Genomic DNA, 19,723 nt, shown 5'->3' with positions numbered 1-19,723 from the left:
AAGATATCCGACTTACTTCTCAGGAGTCAAGGGCGAAGCAAGTTTACGCGGTTGCGGCGGCTTATTGCACTCTGCCCGCAGCTTCGCCACTTCTTCGGTTGTCAACAAACGATATTCACCACTTTTCAACCGTCCGAGCTCTAAAAAACCGAGGCGGATCCGCATCAAGCGGCTGACCGGATAACCGAGCGCTTCACACATGCGTCGGACCTGCCGGTTGCGCCCTTCATGGATGGTGATTTCAAACCAGCTGTGGCTGCCGCTGCGGCGCAAATGATCGATGCGGGCCGGGGCGGTCATACCGTCATCGAGGAGCATTCCCATCTCCAGTTTCTTTCGCGCCACCGGATCAAGTTCCCCCCGCACCCGCACCAGATAGGTCTTGTCGATTTCGTGGCTGGGATGAGTGAGGCGATAAGCGAGATCGCCGTCGTTGGTGAGGAGGAGGAGCCCTTCGGTGGTTAAATCGAGGCGGCCGACCGGATTGAGGCGGACCGGCAGGTCTTTGACCAGATCGATCACGCAGTCCCGCCCTTGCGGATCCTGACGGGAGGTCACATAACCGGAGGGTTTATTCAGCAGAACATAGTACAAAGTGGTCTGGGTCGACAGCGCTTTGCCATCGACGAGAATCGTATCAGTCTGGGGATCGGCTGATTCCCCGAGTTCAGCCGTGCGGCCATTGACCGTGACCCGCCCGGCCGTGATCCAGGTTTCCGCCTGGCGGCGTGAAGCCAGCCCGGCTGCCGCCATTATTTTTTGTAATCGATCTTTCATAAATCCGTCGTTTCGATGGGGGCGGCTGAGGACTCCTCATCCGCCAGAGGGAGCATCCCCTCAAGAGCATCCGGTGCCAGCTCACTGAAGTCGCGCAGGGTCGGCAGTCCGCTCAGATCGCGGAGACCGAAAAATTCCAAAAAATCACGGGTGGTGCCATAGATCAGCGGTCGGCCGGCAATCTCTTTTTTACCAAGAATCTTGACGAGACGCTTCTCCATCAGCGTCTTGACCACGGTCCCGGATTCGACGCCGCGCAGATACTCGATCTCCGCCCGCGTCACCGGTTGGCGGTAAGCAATGATTGCCAACGTCTCCAGCGCCGCCCGCGAAAAACGGAAGGGGCGATGATGGCCGAGCCGGCGAATCCAATCAGCATACTCCGGACGGGTGCGATATTGATAGCCCTCAGCGACACTGCAAAGGAGAAAACCGTGTGCGGCCCTTTCCGACTCCTGGACCAGTTCGCGCAACAAGGTCGCAATCATCCCGCGTTCCAGACAAAGGAGTTCGCAGAGCTTCTCACTCTTAAGCGGTGCCTCCGAGGCAAAGAGGAGGGCTTCGATAATCGCCTTGACCTCACGCGTATCCAAAGGAGTCCTCACTGACGACAGAGAGATCATCCGTTTCTACCACTGCCGGCGACAGCCAGATCTCGGTATAGCGCTGATTCTGATAGATCTTGATCAGATTCATCTTGACCAGTTCGAGCATCGCCAGGAACATCACGACCACTTCGGAGCGGACCAGCGGCATTGGCACGAGTTCACTGAAGGGGAGCTGCGGCCGCTGCTGCAGGAGGTTGAGGATGGTCTGAATCCGCTCCGTCACCGAAAGATGTTCCGCTGTCACTTCATGAACAAAATCAATTGGGGCCTTCTTCAGCAGGTCGCGAAAAGCTTCGACCAGGGCATACAAGCCGACCGGTTCAAGCTCCAGACTTGCTTCCTCCCCATTCTCTTCGGCCAAAGGTGACGTCAGAAAGACATCGCGATCGAGCTGCGGCAGAGCAGCAAAGGTAAGAGCCGCATCCTTGTAACGCTGGTATTCAAGGAGGCGGCGGATCAGTTCGGCGCGGGGATCGGCCTCTTCCTCGTCAAGCATCTCCTCTTCGTGCACCGGCAGCAGCATCCGCGACTTGATCTGCAGCAGAGTCGCGGCCATGACCAGATATTCGCCGGCGATATCAAGGTTCAGACTCTGCATCGCATCGATGAAGTCGAGATATTGCCTGGTAATCTGGGCAATTTCGATCTCGTAGATATCCATCTCTTCCTTGCGGATGAGGTGAAGGAGGAGATCAAGAGGCCCTTCAAACTTGTCGATGCTGATTTCACAACTCATCTTACAAATGCATCCGCAGGGAGAAGTCGTGCAACTGGTAGATGGTGCGGCCATCAACCGAAAGGAAACCGTTCGCCTTAAGGAGATGTCCGGTCTCATCGATAGCGGTGATAACCGCCTCTATCTGCACAAGTTGGTTCGTCGGGACGATCTGGCCGCGATAATTCCAGCGTTGCTCTTCACCGAGAGCGACGGTTTCAAAGATGCTGTTTTCATCGCCGCCCCAGCGCTCGACCGCTACGACCTTGAGGAGCTGCAAAAACGATTCGAGGCCGAGGGAGCCGGGACAGACCGGATCCTCAAAAAAGTGCGCCTTGAAGAACCATTCTTCGGGATTGACCTGCTTGCTGCCGCGGATAAAGCCGAGACCGGCCGGCCCGCCATCCGTGATAAAGAGGTCAATAGCATCGACCATGCGCAGCATTTCAGCCGGGAACGGCGCGGATGGAGGATAAGGGAAGGAGCGGGCGCGACTGAGTTCCGCCGGGGTCGGCGCACACAGTTTGGCATCGCGCACCCCGACCTGCTGGGCCAGGGATTCCTTGGAGAAGAAACCGAAGACGGTGTCGCCGCTGTAGACCGGCCCCTCACTATCGTTGACGACAAAGTCGTAGCCCTGAATGATCATGCCGCCGCTGCTGGAGATGCGGGTAATCTTGACATTAACCGTCAGTGTCCCGCTGGCCGGCGTCACTGCCCGGTGCTGTATTGCCTTGCCATCGAGATTGCGGAAGGAAAGGTCGATGGGACTGGTCAGCGCCGAACCGAGATAGGCGGCGAGCCAGCCGCAGGGCTGCAGGCCGATCTCCAGCAGGACCGAAAAAGGCATCTGCGGCTGGCGCGACTCGCGGAAATACCAGGCATCAACGGGGACGTCATACTCCGCTTGCACCGTCGCACCCGCCAGCAGTTTCCATGGCTCGCCGCTGACCGCAGTGATCCGGTCAATAAACTGGAAAGGGGGACCAGGGAGACGGGCGATCTTGCGTTCGTGATCAAAGATTTCATAAGGCACGCCAAAGGCCTCGGACGGTTTGCCGATAGCAAAAGCGAGGATGCGCGCGGAGTCGTACAGGACGGGTTTAGTCTGTAGGGGCAATTCATGAATTGCCCTTGCGGTCGTCGGGCGACCCTGCCACATCTTTTCCAGATTGGCGCGATTGAGACCGGCAAGACGCACCGACATGTTGGGAATCTCGACGATCGCTTTGCCGTCGGCGAACATCAGTGCATCGACGATGGCGTACGGTTCAGGACGGTAGCCGAGTTCCTTGATGCTCACCTGATAAGTAACGGTTCTGGTACGCTCTGTCACCTGGCCGCGACACTTGAGACCGCTGTCGACGCCGGGGACCGGTTCGCACCAGGTCTGCCCCTCTTCACCGACCCAACCCATGCGCAGCAGATAGATGCGCAGGGTGTGCATGCAGCATTCGTACATCAGGGTGCCGGGCATGACGCGATCGTCGACAAAGTGGCAGGTTAAAAACCACGCCTGCGGATCGATATCCATCTCGGCGCGGATCTGGCCGAGGCCGTAGCGGCCCCCCTGGGGATTGAGTTCAATAACGCGGTCGACGAGCTTGAGCTTGCCGCCGGGGAGAGTGTAGGGTCGCTGCAATCCGAGGTGCGCAAAGGCGGAACCGAAACAGCCGACGAGATCGCCATTGTACAGGGCCTGCACCTGGCGATCACTGTAGGCCTCGATTGCCAGCGGCACCAGCTCCGACCAGTCTGCCGGGCGAATCCCCGGTTGCGGCTGCAGATCAAGACGGGTATGGACGATCCCCTGCCCGGCTGCCAGCGCTGCCGCAGAAAAGAAACCGGCACAGCCCTTTTGCATCGACAGCAGCGGCTCACCATTGACCGTCCCTTCGAAACTGAAACGGAAGAGATAAGTCTGATCCTGGCGGAAGAACTCATCGATGCGGATATCGTAACGGATGACATCCCCCGGCACCGGCAACGGCCGATGGAAGGTGACCACCGCATCGAGGAGGCGGTAGACCGCCTGTCCCTTGGTGATGAAGTCAATGCCGAGGTAGGCGGAGAGGAAGAGGTCGGCCTGACCGGCCTCGACGGCGACACAGGTGGGGATGCGGCCGCCGTCGAGATACCAGCGGTCAGCGGTGACATCATGCTCGGTAATGACGCGACCGTGCGTCATCGAACGCGCTACCCCTTCGACCGCCATGATCCGGTCAACGAGCATCAGCGGCTCGTCTGGGAGGCGTACCCGGGTCGGATGGCTATCGACGGCGGCAAATTCCGGCCCGAGCATTTTAGCAATGGAGCCGACAGCAAATTCGAGACAAAGGGCGCGATCAAAGGCGATCGGCTCAGCAAATGCGGGCTTCGGCACTACGACCGGCGGTAAAGGTGCCAGAGTCAGACCATGATTGCCACCCAACTGCTGCAGCAGGGTGGTCTGCAAGCTGATATTGGCGCTGAGCGAAGCGGTCATTGCTGCACTGAAGCGGAGGTAAGCGGCATGACTCTCGGCCTGCAGGGTCAGCATCTTTTGCAGATCGGCAAGGAGGGAATCAGGGATTACAGGCTCAACAGTCTGCATACTTCCCATGCTTTCCATCGATCCCATGGGGGGAATGGGAAGTATAGGGGTTATCGGTTCTATGGGTTTGGGGGCAATTATTTTCTTCGGCGGCATTTTTGGCGCAAAGGCGCTGCCGCCGATCGTCGTCATGATCTTGCCTTTACTCCTGACTGGCGCTGCCGCCAGCTCGACATCAGCGTAGAGCGCCGCCAGATTCACCGGCACCCGTTCGCTGATCGCCTGAGCCAGACAGCGCAGGATCAGCGAGGTTGGATCCTGACCGGGATAACAGACTGCCCGGGAAAGATGCGGCCGGCCAGCAAGGATGCGGCCGATCATCCGGCTGCAGGAGTTCCCCGGCCCCATTTCCAGAAAGATCCGGATACCGTCGCTGTAAGCTTGTTCGATGACTTTGGTGTAGTCGACAGTGGTCAGGGCCTGGGCGAGGATTGAATCAGCGACCTTCTCTGCACTCAGATCATAGCGCTGGCCGTAAGCGCTGCTGTAAAAATCGACCCCCGTTGGCGGCGTGGTCGGAAAGAGATGCAGCTGCCGATACGGATCTGCCACCGGGCGGGCGACTTCACAATGCACGGTCGTCACCCCCTGGAGAGGAAAGAGGTGGCAACCGAGGCTGGTGACCAGTTCCTCCAACTGCCGACGATCGCCGCCGATCACACACTCCTCATAAGTATTGATGATCAGGAGATAGACACGCGGGAACTTTTCCAATGCTTTGCTGACAATCGCTGCCGGGGCAGCAACCAGGCCCAGCACCCAATCGACATTCTCCTCGGGCGGAAGGCCCCAGACCTGACGGGCAGCAGTGCAGCGTCCGGCCAGCTCGTCGGTAAAGAGGGGCGACTCCTTGAGGCGCCGCGCCATGCCGTCGCGATCTTTCCAGGCGCCGAGAGAGAAGAGTCCGGCGGATTCGCCGAGGCTGTAGCCGCTGACCGCGTGCGGCTCAATCCCGAAGGAACGCATCAGATCGCTGCAGGCCGTCCCTACCGCCACCTGACCGATGACCAGGGCATTGTGGTCGTTATGCAGGACCGGGGCCAGCTGCGGGCGCCAGAAGGCTTGCGGCAGATACTGACAGGCCAGGAGCTGACTCCCTTCATCCTGGCGGCGGAAGATCTCCGGCCATTGCGCCGAAAGCTCCTGCCCCATACCGGCAAAGTGATTCCCTGAGCCGGGGAAGACAAAGGCGAGCTTGCCGGTCAGCGCCAGCGGCTGCGGACTATAAAAGAGACGGTCCCGCAGTCCGCCGTTCTGTGCAAATGGCTCTTCCGGATTCTCCTCAAGGGCGCGGAGTGCCGAGCTGATCGCTTCGTCCAGTTCGGCAATGTTCGCAGCGACCATGGCGACCGCCAGGCGCTTGCGCTTGCCCGGTGTCGACGGATTCTGTCTCCACCAGCGCGCCGCGATAATTTCGATTCCGACATCATCCACCTGTGCCACAAAGGTACGAAAACGCGAAAGCTCTGCCTGCAATTCCGCTGGCGACTCCCCTTCCATGGCAAAGAGTCCTTCTGTGCGGGGGCCGAGGGGTTGGCGCAGCGCTAGCGGCAGCGGCGCGCGCTGCTTCTCGTCATAACCTTCGAGAAGGACATGAGCGGCACTGCCGTCAACGGCGACAGAACTGACCAGAGCACGCCGCGGTCCCTCGGCGCGGTTGCGCATCCAGAACTGCGCAGCCTGCGGAAGAATGAACTCACGGCGGGCGCGAATCCATTCGTAACGGGGATGATCGACTTGACGCAGAGGGGGGATGATCTGCCGGTGCAGGGCCAGGGTTGCCTTGACCAGAGAAGCCAGGCCCGCCGCAGCGCCGGCATCACCGATATCGCTCTTGACGCTGCCGACATAACAGGGATTTCCATTGGCGGTGGCAGCGAAGAAGGCGCCGAGGGCATTGACCTCGACCGCGTCCTCTGCCGGACAGCCGCTGCCGTGCGTCTCCAGATAAGAGACACTTGCCGGCTGAATATCCACCCCGGTAAAGGTTCGTTCTAAAGCAAGATTATAGGTGTGTGCTGCCGGGGCTGATTGTGCCGCCGCACCACCGGTCGCCGAGCCGATGCCGCGAATAACGGCATAAATGCGGTCACCATCCTGCTGGGCGTCGTCAAGACGCTTGAGAACAATTGCCGCCGCCCCTTCACCGATAATCGTGCCGTCCGCGTCCTTGTCAAAGGGGCGAATCATCCCGGTGGCCGAATAGGGACGGCTGGCGTGCTGCCCAAGGACCGCGCGCAGATCGCCGGCGAGATCGACCGCGCCGACCAGGGCGCGGTTGATCTGCCCCTGCTGCAGGGCACGAATCCCGACCTCGAGGGCGCGCAGCCCCGAGTTCTCCTCACTGCAGAGGGTGAAACTAGGGCCGCCGATACGAAACTCTTTGGCAACGCGACTGGCAACGATGCTGCCAAGGGCGCCCATCGTCCGGTTGGCGGTCAGCGGCGGTCCGACGGCGGTGCGCAGTTCGGCGACCCAGTCGTTCATCTCCGCTGGCGTCAAGTGCAGGTCGAGCTGCTCTGCCCAGAGCTGCGCCTGGCGCTGCAACCCCCAGCGGACGCTGAAGTTGGTGGCATTAAGATCGAGGCCGGCGCCGATAAAGACGCCGGTAAAGTGGAGCTCTTCATTCTGCAGGCCGGCATCCTGCAATGCCGCCCGCGCCACCTGCAGCATCAGCAGCTGGCGCGGCAGCATCTCCTCCTGTTCTTTCGGAGGGATGCGGAACTCGCCGGGGACGGCAGCGACTTCAGGGAGAAAGAAACCGCGGAAGTCAACCTTGTCGAGACCGGCGGCCTGAAACCACTGACTTCTCTCCGCCCCCCACCACGCTGTCGGTGGCGTCGCTTCTACCGGCTGACAACTGCCGAGGACCCGCTGCGAGAAGGCGGGCAGAGAATCCCAGGGACCGAAATGCGCACCCATACCGACGATGGCAATCGGCTGATTCTGTTTGTGGAAAGCCGGATGAAAAGCGACTGTCCCCTTCTTGGCCAGACGAGTCGGCAGCCACTCTTCGACAAGGAGATGAGCATTGATACCGCCGAAACCGAAGGCGCTGACTGCCGCCCGACGCGGTATATCCTTGTCCCGCGCCGGCCAGGGGGTGGCGGTATTGAGGAGTTTAAAGGGACTCTCCGCCAGATTGAGGCCTTTGGCCGGAGTGGTAAAGTTGGCCGTCGGCGGCATGGTCGCCGTCTTGAAAGCGAAGAGGGTTTTGAGCAGGGCGGCCGAACCGGCGGCAGTGAGGAGATGGCCGATATTCGCTTTGACCGAGCCGAGGACACATTGGCCGCGCCGCCAGCCACTGCTTCCCCAGAGTTCCTGTAACGAAGCAAACTCGACAGCATCACCGACCGGGGTGCCGGTGGCGTGGCATTCGATAAGATCGACATCCTCCGGCGCCCAGCCTGCCTGCGCATAAGCCGCCCGCATCGCCCGCAGCTGTCCTTCCGAAGCCGGAGCGAGGAGGCTGCCGCCGAGATCATTGGAAAGACCGATGCCGCGAATCACTGCGTAGATATGATCGCCATCACGCTCGGCATCCTCGGTCCGCTTGAGCAGAAAGATGCCGCAGCCTTCACCGACCACCAGCCCATCTCCTCGGGCATCGAAAGGGGAGCAAGTGCCGCTCGGGGAGAGAGCTTGCAGCTGGGAAAAACCCATCTGCGTATAAAGAGGATCAGGACGGGACAGACCGCCGGTTAACATCGCATCGGCGCGGTGGGCAAGGAGTTCGTCGACCGCCAGTTTGATGGCGTAGAGGGAAGAGGCACAGGCGGCATCGAGGGTGTAAGAGCTGCCGCCGAGGCCAAGGGCACGGGCCAGGAGACCGGCCGGCAACCCGGCGACGTAACGATTAAGGGAATCAATCTCCGGATTTTCGAGCGCAACCTCGGCGCCGAGGAGCTGCGCGGCAAAGGTCCGGCCGAGGGTGTCCCGGGACAGGGCGGAAGACATTTCACTCGGCAGCGCCAGATTGCCGATGATAACCCCGACCCTCTCCCGCTGTAAATTGGTGGTAACGCCATCCGCAAAGGCCTGGCGGCCGCTATGGAGCAAAAGGTGAAAAAGGGGATCGAAGCGCTCAAGAAAACCGGTCGGCAGATCGAGACCGTCGAAGCAGAGTTCGCTGCTCGCCGTCTCGATAAAACAGCCCTTTTGCGCATAGACCTTGTCCGCCGCGCCGCGCGTCGGCGCATAGACCTCCTCGGGATCAAGGAGCCAGCGCCCGGCCGGTGGGAGGCGGGCGGCAGTGACATTCGCGGTGATATTTGTCCAGAAACTCTCCAGGGTCGGGGCCGCCGGGAAGATACCGCCGACCCCGACGATCGCCACCGATTTGCCATGCTTCATGCGCCGGTCGCCCCCTGCAGGGTATTGCGCTGGAAAGTTTCATTCAGGGACGCGTCGATGACGCATTCATAATCTTCCATGCGCGCCAGGAGTTCGCCGGAAAGGGGATGAACAAAATCGATCTCCGCCGTCGCTTTGTGGGGGTTCTGTTTACTGACGCGAATACGAATCTCGGCGCCGCACTCCGGGAATTTCTCGCTGTACTGACGGTAGCGACCGGCAAAGACCGGCAGGGAGGCGGCCTGATAGCGCTCGAAACTCCACAGGATCATCAACTGGAAGCTGGCGTCGATGACCAAGGGATCAGCCAGCCAACTGTTGCGCAGGGGATGGGAAATCCAGTCCGCCGGCTGAGGCGCGGGTCGCGACAGGGCGGTGATCCCTTCGGAGGCACAGCCGATCACCTCGCGCAGACCATGGAAATCGACGCCGTGGAAGAGGCGCTCCGGCCGGTAGATCTCTGCCATTGGATGCGGATACTGGGGGAGCTCCTGCCGCCCGATTGCCGCCTTCCCTTCCGGGAGACGGTTGGCGAGGACGATCTTGGCGCGGGCATGGATGAAATGCTGCCCGTTCGGCGAGGAGCCGGAGAGTTCGACCGGAACGACATGAAAGCCGCCGCTCTTGAAGGCCTTACCGGTCATGACCTGAAGGTTGTGGAGCTGTCCGGTCTCCAAAGTGACCCCCTTGAGGACGCGCAGGTCGTTGAAACCGTGAAAACGCAAACCGGGATTGTTATGGATGGCACCGTGCCCCAGCCATTCGACGATCATCGCCAGGGGAAGAACCGCCTTTTTGTCGATAACATGCGACTTGAGGAACGGGAACTGTTCGATGGAGAGATCCAGATCGAAGGCCTTGGAGACGTAGATATTCTCGCGCGGCGCTTCGACCTCTTCCACCTGTCCGGCAGAGTGGGCTCCAAGGATGACGATCTCGGTAGCACCTCCCGGCGGCGTGGCCAGCTCCTGCAGGAGATAGCGACTGCCGGCGCGCAGCGCAATGACCTCAACCCCTTCTTGCGCAAAGAGTTTCTTCAGAGCCGGGGTAACCATGCCACCATCCCAGGGGCCCCAGTTGAGGGCAACCACCCTGCAGGCGGGACGCAAACGCGCTTCCTGCTGTGCCATCTTATTCAGGACTTCGTTGGCAACGGCATAATCGACCTGACCAACACGGCCGAAGCGACCGGTCGAGGAGGAGAAGAGAGCGATGAACTTCAGCTCGTCCGGCGCGACAGCAGCAAGGAGCGAGCGTAAACCGTCGACCTTGGTGCTGTAGACGGAGGTAAACTGCTCGATGGTCTTGTCCTTGATCAGGCGGTCAGCGAGGACGCCGGCGCCGTGAATCAGTCCCTTGACCGGGCCGTGACTATGGCGCATGTCGTTGATGGCAGCCGCAACGGCTGCACTATCGCGCAGATCAAGGGAAAGGTAGTGAACCTCACTCCCGGCGGTCCGCATCCGTTGCAGATTCGTGGTAATTTCACGCTGGCCGAGGAGGATCTGATAGCGTTCCTCCACCTCTTTCGGTTTAAGCGGCGTTTCGGCATGGCTGATCAGGGCTCTTTTAATCTCGGCTTCAATACTCAGTCCCTGCAGCCAGGCGGGTTCTGCCTGTGGCGCCGGGCTGCGGCCGAGAAGGAGGAGTGTTGCCTGGGTGGCGACGGCGAGATCGATCGCCACTTCGGCAGTCACCCCGCGCGCCCCGCCGCTGATCACGACGAGATCCCCCGACTGCAACGGCGGTAATCCTTCAACCTCGGTGAGGGGGGCCGTGGAGAGCTTCAGGCTGTGCAGCCCCTGAACGGAGATCCCGACTTCGCCCGGCCCGACCAGGAGGAGTTCACTGACAATCGCCTTGGCGGCCAGGACTGCCGGCAGATCAGCCGCGAGATCGAGGGCCTTGCAGCGGACCTGCGGCCATTCGTGACCGGCAGTCTTGCAGAGACCGGCGAGACCACCGGAGAGGGGATCGGCCAAGTCCTCGCCCGGCAGCAGACCGAAGTAGCCGTTGAGGCGCGAGACGGTGAGGAGTGCTGCCCCGGCGCTAACTGACTGGAGGGGGCGCGCCGCCGCCTGCACCAGCTCGAAGGCCTGGCGCAAAAAGAGATCGTCCGCACCGGTCACCGGCGTGAGCAGAATCAGTCCGCCGAGTTGGGGCGGCAGGGGCTGGCCCATGCCCAGCAAGCGGGGGGTATAGCCAAGGGTGGTCAACTCGTGAGCAATGGCAGCGGCGAGTTCAGAGCCGTCATCAATGACACCCACCAGTGCCGCGGACGACAAAGGCAGCGCCTCGCGTTTACTGCTGGCCGGGAGCGGCACCGCCTTAAGGACCTGGCGCGAAACTCCTTCCCCACTCACTTCCGCGGTGACAACCGGCGCTGGTGCAACCGGCGCCGCCGGGGCGCCGGCCACACTGGCGAGGAAGTCGACGATCTGGCCGACGGTCTGCAGCGTGCCGAGGTGCTCGGGACGGATCGCCGGGGCGGCCGGGAGGCGCTCCTGCAGAGCCGAGAGGATCTCCACCCGCTTGATCGAATCGATGCCGAGATCGGCATCAAGAGCCATATCTAGTTCGAGCATCTCCAAAGGATAACCGGTCTTGTCGGCGATGACCGCAAGGAGGGTCTGCGCCACAGTCGTCCGGTCGATCTGTTCACTCTTGAGCGCGGTCGACGTCGGGGCCGGAGTGGTGTTGGTCGCGACCAGATAATTGACGATCTGGCCGAGAGTCTGCAAGCTGCCAAGCTGCTCGGGGCGCACCGCCGGAGCGTTCGGCAGTTCACTCTGCAACGCCGCAAAGATCTCGACACGTTTGATCGAATCGATACCGAGGTCGGCATCAAGGGCCATATCGAGTTCGAGCATCTCCAGCGGATAGCCGGTCTTCTCGGCGATCACGTTCAGGAGAGTCTGGGTAACCAGTTCGCGATCCGCTGTGGCAGGTGCGGCCGTAGCGGAAACCGGTGCAGTCGCCGGCGCACTGCCGACGCTGCCGAGATGCGCAACAATCTGCCCGAGGGTCTGCAGGGTGCCGAGTTGTTCGGGGCGAATGAGTGGAGCCTGCGGCAGTTGCTCCTGCAGGGCCGAGAGGATTTCGACGCGTTTGATCGAGTCGATGCCGAGATCGGCATCGAGCGCCATGTCAAGTTCCAGCATCTCCAGGGGATAGCCGGTCTTCTCGGCAATAACGGCGAGGAGGGTCTGCGCCACAAACTCCGACTCCGGGGCAAGGGACGGAGCTGCACTCGTCGTTGCGGTAACCGGGCCGAGACCGGCAAGGAGATGGTCAATGATCTGGCCAAGGGTCTGCAGAGTGCCAAGGTGCTCGGGACGGATCGCCGGCGCTTCCGGCAGTTGCTCATGCAGGGCGGAGAGGATTTCGACGCGTTTGATCGAATCGATGCCGAGATCGGCATCAAGCGCCATATCAAGTTCGAGCATCTCCAGGGGATAGCCGGTCTTCTCGGCGACAATGCCGAGGAGGACGGTGTTGACCCGATCGGAGGAGGTTGTGGTAGAGACGTGTGGCGTCGTCAAGACAGGAAGAACATGGGATTCATGGGAAGCAGGGGCATTATAAGTCCCAGAATTCTCATGCTTCCCATCGACTGATGCCACGACCGGAGCTGTAACGCTGGCAACCTGAGCAACTACCGCTGCCGGTGCCCCGCCGTAAAGCATGTGGCGCTGCTGTTCGATCAGGGTCAAAAAGGAGCGGGTCGCTGCTTCCTGACCACTCAAAAACTGTTGATGCAAACGGGAAGTCTGTTCCTGCAGTGACTGCAAGGCCTGCATACTCTGTTGAGTCAAACGCAGGGCATCCTGCAGTGCCGCCGGGGCCGGGGCCGCTGCCATAGTAGATGTGGTGGGGGAAGCCGCAAGCGGCACTGCCGCGGCACTCAGCGGTACAGTCGCAGCCGGGGGAAGGGTTTGCGGCGCCCGGGCCGGACGTTTCGCCGGGAGATTAAAGTAATTGGCGCCGCAGAGCGGGACGACCATCCCCTTCTTCTTCATCACTCTGCTCCGCTCCGACGCATAATCGCCATCCCAGCGACTGAGGTCGATACCATAGCCGAGGACCGCCAACTGACTGAGGGTGCGGGCGAGATCGTGAATTGCCGAGCGTTGTCCACCAGAGGAATCGAGGGCCAAGGCCTGATGTTCGCGACCTGCGAGTATCGCCTTGACCATGCCGGTCAGCCGGGCGCCGGGGCCGACCTCGACAAAGGTGCGGATTCCGCTGACATAAAGGCACTCGATCTCGCTGACAAACTCAACCGGACTGGCGAGCTGGGTGGACAGGAGCTGGCGGGCGTCATCGGCGCTTGCCGGATACGCCTGACCGCTGCTGTTGGCAAAGACTTCAGTTCTACCCGTCTGAAAATCCGTGTCCGTCAATGCCTCAGCAAAAGGGGCGCTGGCAGCGGCAACCAGGGGGCTGTGAAAAGCGGCAGCGACGGTCAGCTCTTTGTAACGCAGACCACGGGCTTCGAGAAGTTTAACCGCCTTGGCAATCTCTGCTGTTGCCCCGGAGAGGACGCCCTGTTCCGGAGTATTACGGTTGGCGAGAACGAGATCGAGACTCTCCTCAGCCAACAGCTTTTCGACCTCGGCCAATGGGGCGGAGACCGCCAGCATCGTGCCGCGATCACCTTCGCCGGCGGCCATGAGCTCGCCGCGGCGGCGGGAAAGACGATGCAGGGCGCTTTCGTCGAAGTAACCGCCGGCACACAGGGCGGTCAATTCGCCGTAACTGTGGCCGGCAAAAGCATCGGCCTGCAGGGCAAAAGAATTCAGCACCTTGAGGGCGCCGAGGTTGACGGCACCAAGGGCCGGCTGGGCGACTTCGGTGGCCTGCAGCCGGGTTACGTCGGCCTGGCGGCTGACATCGTCAAAGCTGCCGCGCGGATAGATCGCTTCGGCAAGGCGACCGCTGGCGCCGACCGCAGCAGCAAAGGACTGATCGGCGGCCTGAAGCGTGGCGAAGAAGGCAGGGAATTGCAGCGCCAACTCCGCCAGCATGCCGGGATATTGCGCTCCCTGACCGGGAAAGAGGATCGCGAGCTTGCCGGCAGCCCCGCCGCTCGCAAAGTAAACACCGTCCGGGGTCTGCCAGAAGCTCTGCGTTCCTGATTTCGCCAGCATGCTCAATGCGCTCTTGATCTGCGCCGGGGGGTTGCTCTTCCCTTTTTCCATCACCAGGGACAAACGACAAGCCATTTGCGGATCGAATTGCAGGCGGCTCGCACTGGCGGCGAGACGCAGCTCCGGCCAGGCGGCTTCGGCCGGGAAGGCGCGCAGGAAACTTTCCAGTTCGGCGCCATCAGGGGCGCTGAAGGCGGCAATCTGCACCTCGCCGCTTTCATCGACAACGACTTTCTCCGCTTGATACTCTTCAAGAAGACAATGGAAATTGCTGCCGCCAAAACCGAGAGCACTGACGCCGGCACGGCGCGGGTGATCAGGAGTGGCGATCCAGGGACGGGCCGCAGTGTCGAGATAAAAGGGACTGCCATTACCGACGACAACATCCTGAGGTTTCTGCACCTTGAGAGTCGGCGGCAGAATCTTGTGGTACAGGGCGAGAGTCGCCTTGATCAGCCCGGCTGAACCGGCGGCTGCCTTGGTATGACCGATCTGCGATTTGACCGAGCCGAGAGAGCACCAGGGGCGTTCGCCTTCACCAAAGACCTGACGCAGCGCCTTGACCTCGACGGCATCGCCGACCTTGGTGCCGGTACCGTGCGCTTCGATCAGTTCGATCGTCTCCGGGGTGACATCTCCCTGCTGGTAGGCACGACGCAGCGCTTTCTCCTGTCCGGCAGCGCTCGGTTCGTAAATCGCTGAACCGCGACCGTCACTGGAGGTACCGATGCCACGGATAACAGCATAGATGCGGTCACCATCTCGTTCGGCGTCGGCAAGACGTTTGAGGACGACGACCCCCAGACCTTCGCCGAGGGTGGTGCCGTCGCCATTGGCATCGAAAGGCCGGGCATGGCCGGTCGGAGAAAGGGCAGGCGTCTTGCTGAAGCAGGTGTACATGAAGATATCATTGAAGGTATCGACACCGCCGGTGACGACCATGTCGGCCTTGCCGGCGCTAAGTTCGAGAGCGGCAAGATTAAGAGCGCTCAGGGAGCTGCCGCAAGCGGCATCGACGACGCAGTTGGTGCCGCCGAAGTTGAAGTGCTTGCTGATGCGGCCGGCAACGACATTGCCGAGAAGGCCGGGGAAGGAGTTCTCCTGCCAGGGAACGTAGGAATCGCTGATGCGCGCAATCGCATCGGCAGCGATGTCGTCGGCAACGCCCGCCTCCTTGAGGGCGGTACGCCAGCGCGGATGGCCGAGCCGGGCACCGAGGGGGATAACGAGTTCGAGGCTGCCGGTAACACCGAGGATGACGCTGACCTTCTCGCGATCAAACTCCTTGTCTGCGCTATAGCCGGCGTCTACCAGAGCTTGTTCGACGGCGAGCAGGCCGAGGAGCTGGGCCGTATCGACCGCTTCCAGGGCATTGGGGAGGATGCCGTACTCCATCGGATGAAAATCGACCGGCGGCAGGAAACCACCCATCTTGGCGTAGACCTGATCCGGGGCTTTGGGGTCGGGATTAAAGTAATCCTCAGGGCGCCAGTGACTGGCCGGGACTTCGGTGATGGCATCCCGGCCCTGGCGAATATTGCTCCAGAAAGCGACCTTATCTTCGGCTTGCGGAAAGATGCAGCCGATACCGACTATGGCGATGGGAGCCATCGTTTCCGACGCCTGCCCGGTCTTTTCTGCGCTCTTTTTCAATGGAGGTACTCCTTGATCTGTGCAATCTCCAACGGTTCGGAGAGTTTATCCGCGGCAGCAAGATGAATTCCCTGCAGCGCCAATTGATGGGTCCGCAACAGAACCGCGGCGCCAAAAAGGATATTCAAAGCCACAGCCACAACCTGTCGGCGCGCGACATTTTCGAGAAAAGAACCTTTACTCCACTCGTTGAACGCACCCATCGCCGGGCCGCACCAGATCTGATAATCGACACGACGCGATGATTCGCCGGAGCTGGCCCAGACCGGGGACTGGCCGAGATACCAACGAAAAACCAGAGCGAGTTGATGTTTGGGATCAGCTAGCGCCCGCTCGACCTGACGGGGATCACGGCGCGCAAAGTAGGTACGGGTCGCTTCCCAGATCTCGGCAAGGGGAGCGCGAAAAATCGTTTTTTCCAGTTTAGCACGTTCTTCCGACGGCAGGGCGTCGAGACCGGAATAAGAGCGATAAAGCTCGTAAAGTTTGGCTGCCCGCATCGAGAACATCGTGCCGCGCTTGAGGACCTGAACGTTGACCCCCATCTCGAACATATCGCCGGAGGGAGCCATGGTGATGTCCGCCTGCCGGGTCTCGGCGAGGAGTTGGCGAACCTCGTCGCAGGTGCCGGCTTCGCTACAGGCCTGATTGACGGAGCCGGTAACGAGATAGGCCGCCCCCAGACTGAGGGCCGCCGCCGCCGAAGCGGGGGTAGCGATGCCGCCGCCGAGTCCGACACGCAGGGGCTGCTCGTAATTGTACTGCGCCTGGAACTGCGCTCGCTGACTGAGAATCGTCGGCAGCAGAGACAAAGCCGGACGATTGTCGGTATGTCCGCCGGAATCAGCCTCGGCCGTGACATCCTGCGCCATCGGGATCTGCGTCGACCACTCGGCCTGCTGCGCTGTGAGCTCACCGGCTTCGACCAGAACGCGTAGAAATTTCTCCGGTGGTGGCGCAAAAAAACGGGCCGAGACCTCTTCGCGGGAAATCTTGGCGATGATCCGGTTCGGGGTGATAATCCGCCCGTCGTCCTGCCGATAGATCCCGTACGTGCGATAACGCACCAGCGGCAGAGTCAGAGCAAGAAAGGCGGAAGCTTCGATCAGTTTGATCCCCTGGCGCAGATAAAGCTCGACAAGGGCATTCTCCAGTTCCGGTTCCTGCGGGCTATGAATGAGATTGCAGCCAAAAGGAAAGTCGCCGGCACCCTTGAGTTCGTGAATGGCCGCTTCGACCGTCGCCAGGGGCAAGCCGGCCGCACCGAAAAAACCGAGCATGCCGGCTTCGCCAAAGGCCTTGACCATGGCTACCGAACTGATCCCTTTGGCCATCGACCCGCCGATATACGGGAAAAGGAGGTGGTGATCACGGCAGAAGCTGGCATCGCCGAGGGCAGAGAGGGGCGCAGGTGCAACCATGGCAGTGAAGGGCAGAAGATTCTCCTGCTTGAGGCCGTTGGTTCCGGTCGCTCCCGGCAACAGGACCGATTTCCCACCCAGTTCAGCGACGAAGAGTGGCTGATTGATCCGCCGCAACAGTTCCAGAGGTGGAACACTCTCAGCGCCTGCCGGTGAAAAGAGGCCAAGAAGGACTTTATTCTTCTGAGCAAAAATCATTAATATTCTTCCCTACAGGGCTTCCAGAACCCGCTGGATTTCGTCAACGATCACTTTCGGAGTCGAGGCGCCGGCGGTCAGGCCGATGCGCTGATATTTTTTCAATTCATCAAGGGGGAGATCCTCGGCTGTCTCGATATGCAGCGCCGGCGTCCCCTGGGAAAGGACAACCTGCGCCAGACGCCGGGTGTTGCTGCTTTCATAGCCGCCGGCAACAACAACAAAATCGACCTCGCGGGCGATACGCACCGCTTCGTCCTGACGTTCGCGGGTGGCGTCGCAGATGGTGTCGAGAACGATAAGATCGAGATCGGTACGGCCCTTGAGCTCGGCACTGATCTCTTTGAAGATTGCTTTGTCCTGCGTTGTCTGCGCTGCCAGACAATAACTGTGCACCGGATCGAGCAATAAGGAAAGACACGCCTCGCGGCTGTCGAAGACAAAAGCCCCGGCCGCGGCATAACTGAGGAGGCACTTCACTTCCGGATGGGTTGCTTCACCGTACAGGAGGAGAACCCGTCCGGACGCTGTATGCTTTTCAATAAGGAGGCAGGCCGCCTTGACCTTGGGACAGGTGGCATCGACAATCTGTACCCCACGCTGACTGAGCTCCTTCTCCACCTCTTTGGTGACGCCATGCGCGCGAATGACCGCCGTAGCCCCGGCCGGAATCTCCGCCGGCGACTGGACGGTAATGACGCCCTTGTCGGCGTAGGCCCGTACCACCTGCGGATTATGGATGATCGAGCCGAGGATAAAGAGGGAGTCGGGTTGCGGCATCCGGGCAATCAGGGCGTCGAGTTTACTCAGCGCCAGATTGACCCCCATACACATTCCCGCCCGCTCGGCCCTGATAATCTTCATCGCCTACCTTTCGTTTCGCAGAGAAAAGCGTAAAAGCGGTATTAATACAACGGCCCTCGCTACCGAGTCAAGGCACTCCAGATCCAGCTTGCATCAGATCCACTGCCGCTTTCTGAAAAACCTGAATGGCTGCCCTTGCCCTGTTGAATAGTTCTCTGCACCTGTTTATTGGCCTTTGACCATGCGCGCAAAGAGGTCACAGCCCGGCGTGATCCGTATATTGCTGGCTTCGGCCGCTGCTTCCGAGTAGCCATCCGCAGGACAGGCGGGCGGAAAGGCGCCGGCGGAATCGTAAAGGAGATAAGGGACGGGATCGCTGGTGTGAGTCATCTTCGCCACCGGAGTCGGATGATCGGGGAGGACAAGGACGCGGTGCGGACCGAGAGCGGCGATGCCGTCAAGGACCGTGCCGACCACGAGTTTATCGAAATCCTCGATCGCCTTGAGTTTATGCGCCAAATTCCCGGCATGGGACGCTTCGTCCGGGGCTTCGACATGAACGTACACAAAATCACGGGTCTTGAGCGCTTCCAGGGCGGCTTCGGCCTTGCCGCGGTAGTTGGTGTCGATGTAACCGGTAGCGCCGGGGACATTGATGATGTCGAGGCCGGCGCAGACACCGATCCCCTTGAGGAGATCGACGGCGGAGATCACCGCGCCGCGCAGACCATAACGCGCCGCCATCGTCTCCATGTGCGGCTTGCGCCCCTGTCCCCAAAGCCAGATGGAGTTGGCAGGGTTGTCGCCGCGCTCTTCGCGGGTGAGATTGATTGGATGGCGTTTCAGCAGAAGCTGCGACGAAGTAATGAGATTGATCAACTCACTGGCGCCGTCCCCTGTAGGGAGGTAGCTATCGATACTCTGATTGGTGATGTCGTGCGGCGGGGTGCAGGTCATCTTCTCCTTCCCCCCCTTCCAGACTAACAGGTGACGATAAGAAACGCCGGCATGGAAACTGAACTCGCTGCCGCCGAGCTCAGCCTGCAAGGTGGCGATGATTTCGGCGGCTTCCGGCGTCGAGATGTGGCCGGCGGAAAAGTCGTTCATGTAGATCCGGCCGGCATGGGGCTGAAGATGGACAAGATTGAGGCGGAAGGAGACATCCTCTGGTCCAAGCTCTACCCCCATACTCGCGGCTTCCAAGGGAGAGCGGCCGGTATAGCAGGTGGTAGGGTCGTAACCGAAGACCGAGAGGTTGGCGACATCGCTCCCTGGTGCGTAACCGGCGGGGACAGTATCAGCCAGACCCTGTTCGCAAATGCGGGCGAGGCCATCCATGCGCGGCGTCTGCGCATGCTGCAAGGGGGTCTTGTTGTCGAGTTCAGCCAGGGGTTCGTCGGCCATGCCATCGCCGAGCAAAATAATATATTTCATAACATCCTCTGTACATC

Annotated in this window: 8 protein-coding genes; all 8 read right to left on the bottom strand. The window is 60.7% G+C overall.

Annotated features, from left to right (window positions below; all coding sequences use genetic code 11):
* Positions 1-12 precede the first annotated feature (12 nt).
* Positions 13-777, bottom strand: a complete 765-nt coding sequence (locus CVU69_02240) for a pseudouridine synthase (protein ID PKN13513.1) — start codon at positions 775-777, stop codon at positions 13-15.
* Positions 774-1,370 carry an SMC-Scp complex subunit ScpB gene (scpB, locus tag CVU69_02235; GenBank protein ID PKN13512.1) on the bottom strand — a complete coding sequence of 199 codons (597 nt, stop codon included), beginning with the start codon at positions 1,368-1,370 and terminating at the stop codon, positions 774-776. The genes CVU69_02240 and scpB overlap by 4 nt, the downstream gene beginning before the upstream one ends.
* Positions 1,357-2,121, bottom strand: coding sequence for a segregation/condensation protein A (locus tag CVU69_02230; GenBank protein ID PKN13511.1), 765 nt, complete (start codon positions 2,119-2,121; stop codon positions 1,357-1,359). The genes scpB and CVU69_02230 overlap by 14 nt, the downstream gene beginning before the upstream one ends.
* A 1-nt stretch (position 2,122) precedes the next feature.
* A complete protein-coding gene (locus CVU69_02225; GenBank protein PKN13510.1) occupies positions 2,123-9,046 on the bottom strand; it encodes a type I polyketide synthase in 6,924 nt (2,307 codons plus the stop codon).
* Positions 9,043-15,807, bottom strand: a complete 6,765-nt coding sequence (locus tag CVU69_02220; GenBank protein ID PKN13592.1) for a beta-ketoacyl synthase — start codon at positions 15,805-15,807, stop codon at positions 9,043-9,045. Before CVU69_02220 ends, CVU69_02225 begins: the two co-directional genes overlap by 4 nt.
* A 38-nt stretch (positions 15,808-15,845) precedes the next feature.
* Positions 15,846-17,468, bottom strand: coding sequence for a 2-nitropropane dioxygenase (locus tag CVU69_02215; GenBank protein ID PKN13509.1), 1,623 nt, complete (start codon positions 17,466-17,468; stop codon positions 15,846-15,848).
* Between the two features lie 12 nt (positions 17,469-17,480).
* Positions 17,481-18,332 carry a 4-hydroxy-3-methylbut-2-enyl diphosphate reductase gene (ispH, locus tag CVU69_02210; protein ID PKN13508.1) on the bottom strand — a complete coding sequence of 284 codons (852 nt, stop codon included), beginning with the start codon at positions 18,330-18,332 and terminating at the stop codon, positions 17,481-17,483.
* Between the two features lie 165 nt (positions 18,333-18,497).
* The gene (locus tag CVU69_02205) at positions 18,498-19,706 is read right to left on the bottom strand and encodes a cofactor-independent phosphoglycerate mutase (GenBank protein PKN13507.1); all 1,209 of its coding nucleotides are present in this window, start codon (positions 19,704-19,706) and stop codon (positions 18,498-18,500) included.
* Between the last annotated feature and the right edge of the window lie 17 nt (positions 19,707-19,723).

Source organism: Deltaproteobacteria bacterium HGW-Deltaproteobacteria-4, assembly GCA_002841765.1.
GTDB lineage: Bacteria > Desulfobacterota > Desulfuromonadia > Desulfuromonadales > UBA2197 > UBA2197.
Note: the sequence above shows the minus strand (reverse complement) of the source record. Positions and strands in the feature narration are given on the sequence as shown.

Bases quoted from the DNA above. Each gene is read 5' to 3' on its own strand.
- CVU69_02240 (PKN13513.1), bottom strand. From the start codon at position 777: ATGAAAGATCGATTACAAAAAATAATGGCGGCAGCCGGGCTGGCTTCA.
- CVU69_02230 (PKN13511.1), bottom strand. From the start codon at position 2,121: ATGAGTTGTGAAATCAGCATCGACAAGTTTGAAGGGCCTCTTGATCTC.
- CVU69_02225 (PKN13510.1), bottom strand. From the start codon at position 9,046: ATGAAGCATGGCAAATCGGTGGCGATCGTCGGGGTCGGCGGTATCTTC.
- CVU69_02220 (PKN13592.1), bottom strand. From the start codon at position 15,807: ATGGCTCCCATCGCCATAGTCGGTATCGGCTGCATCTTTCCGCAAGCC.
- CVU69_02215 (PKN13509.1), bottom strand. From the start codon at position 17,468: ATGATTTTTGCTCAGAAGAATAAAGTCCTTCTTGGCCTCTTTTCACCG.
- ispH (PKN13508.1), bottom strand. From the start codon at position 18,332: ATGAAGATTATCAGGGCCGAGCGGGCGGGAATGTGTATGGGGGTCAAT.
- CVU69_02205 (PKN13507.1), bottom strand. From the start codon at position 19,706: ATGAAATATATTATTTTGCTCGGCGATGGCATGGCCGACGAACCCCTG.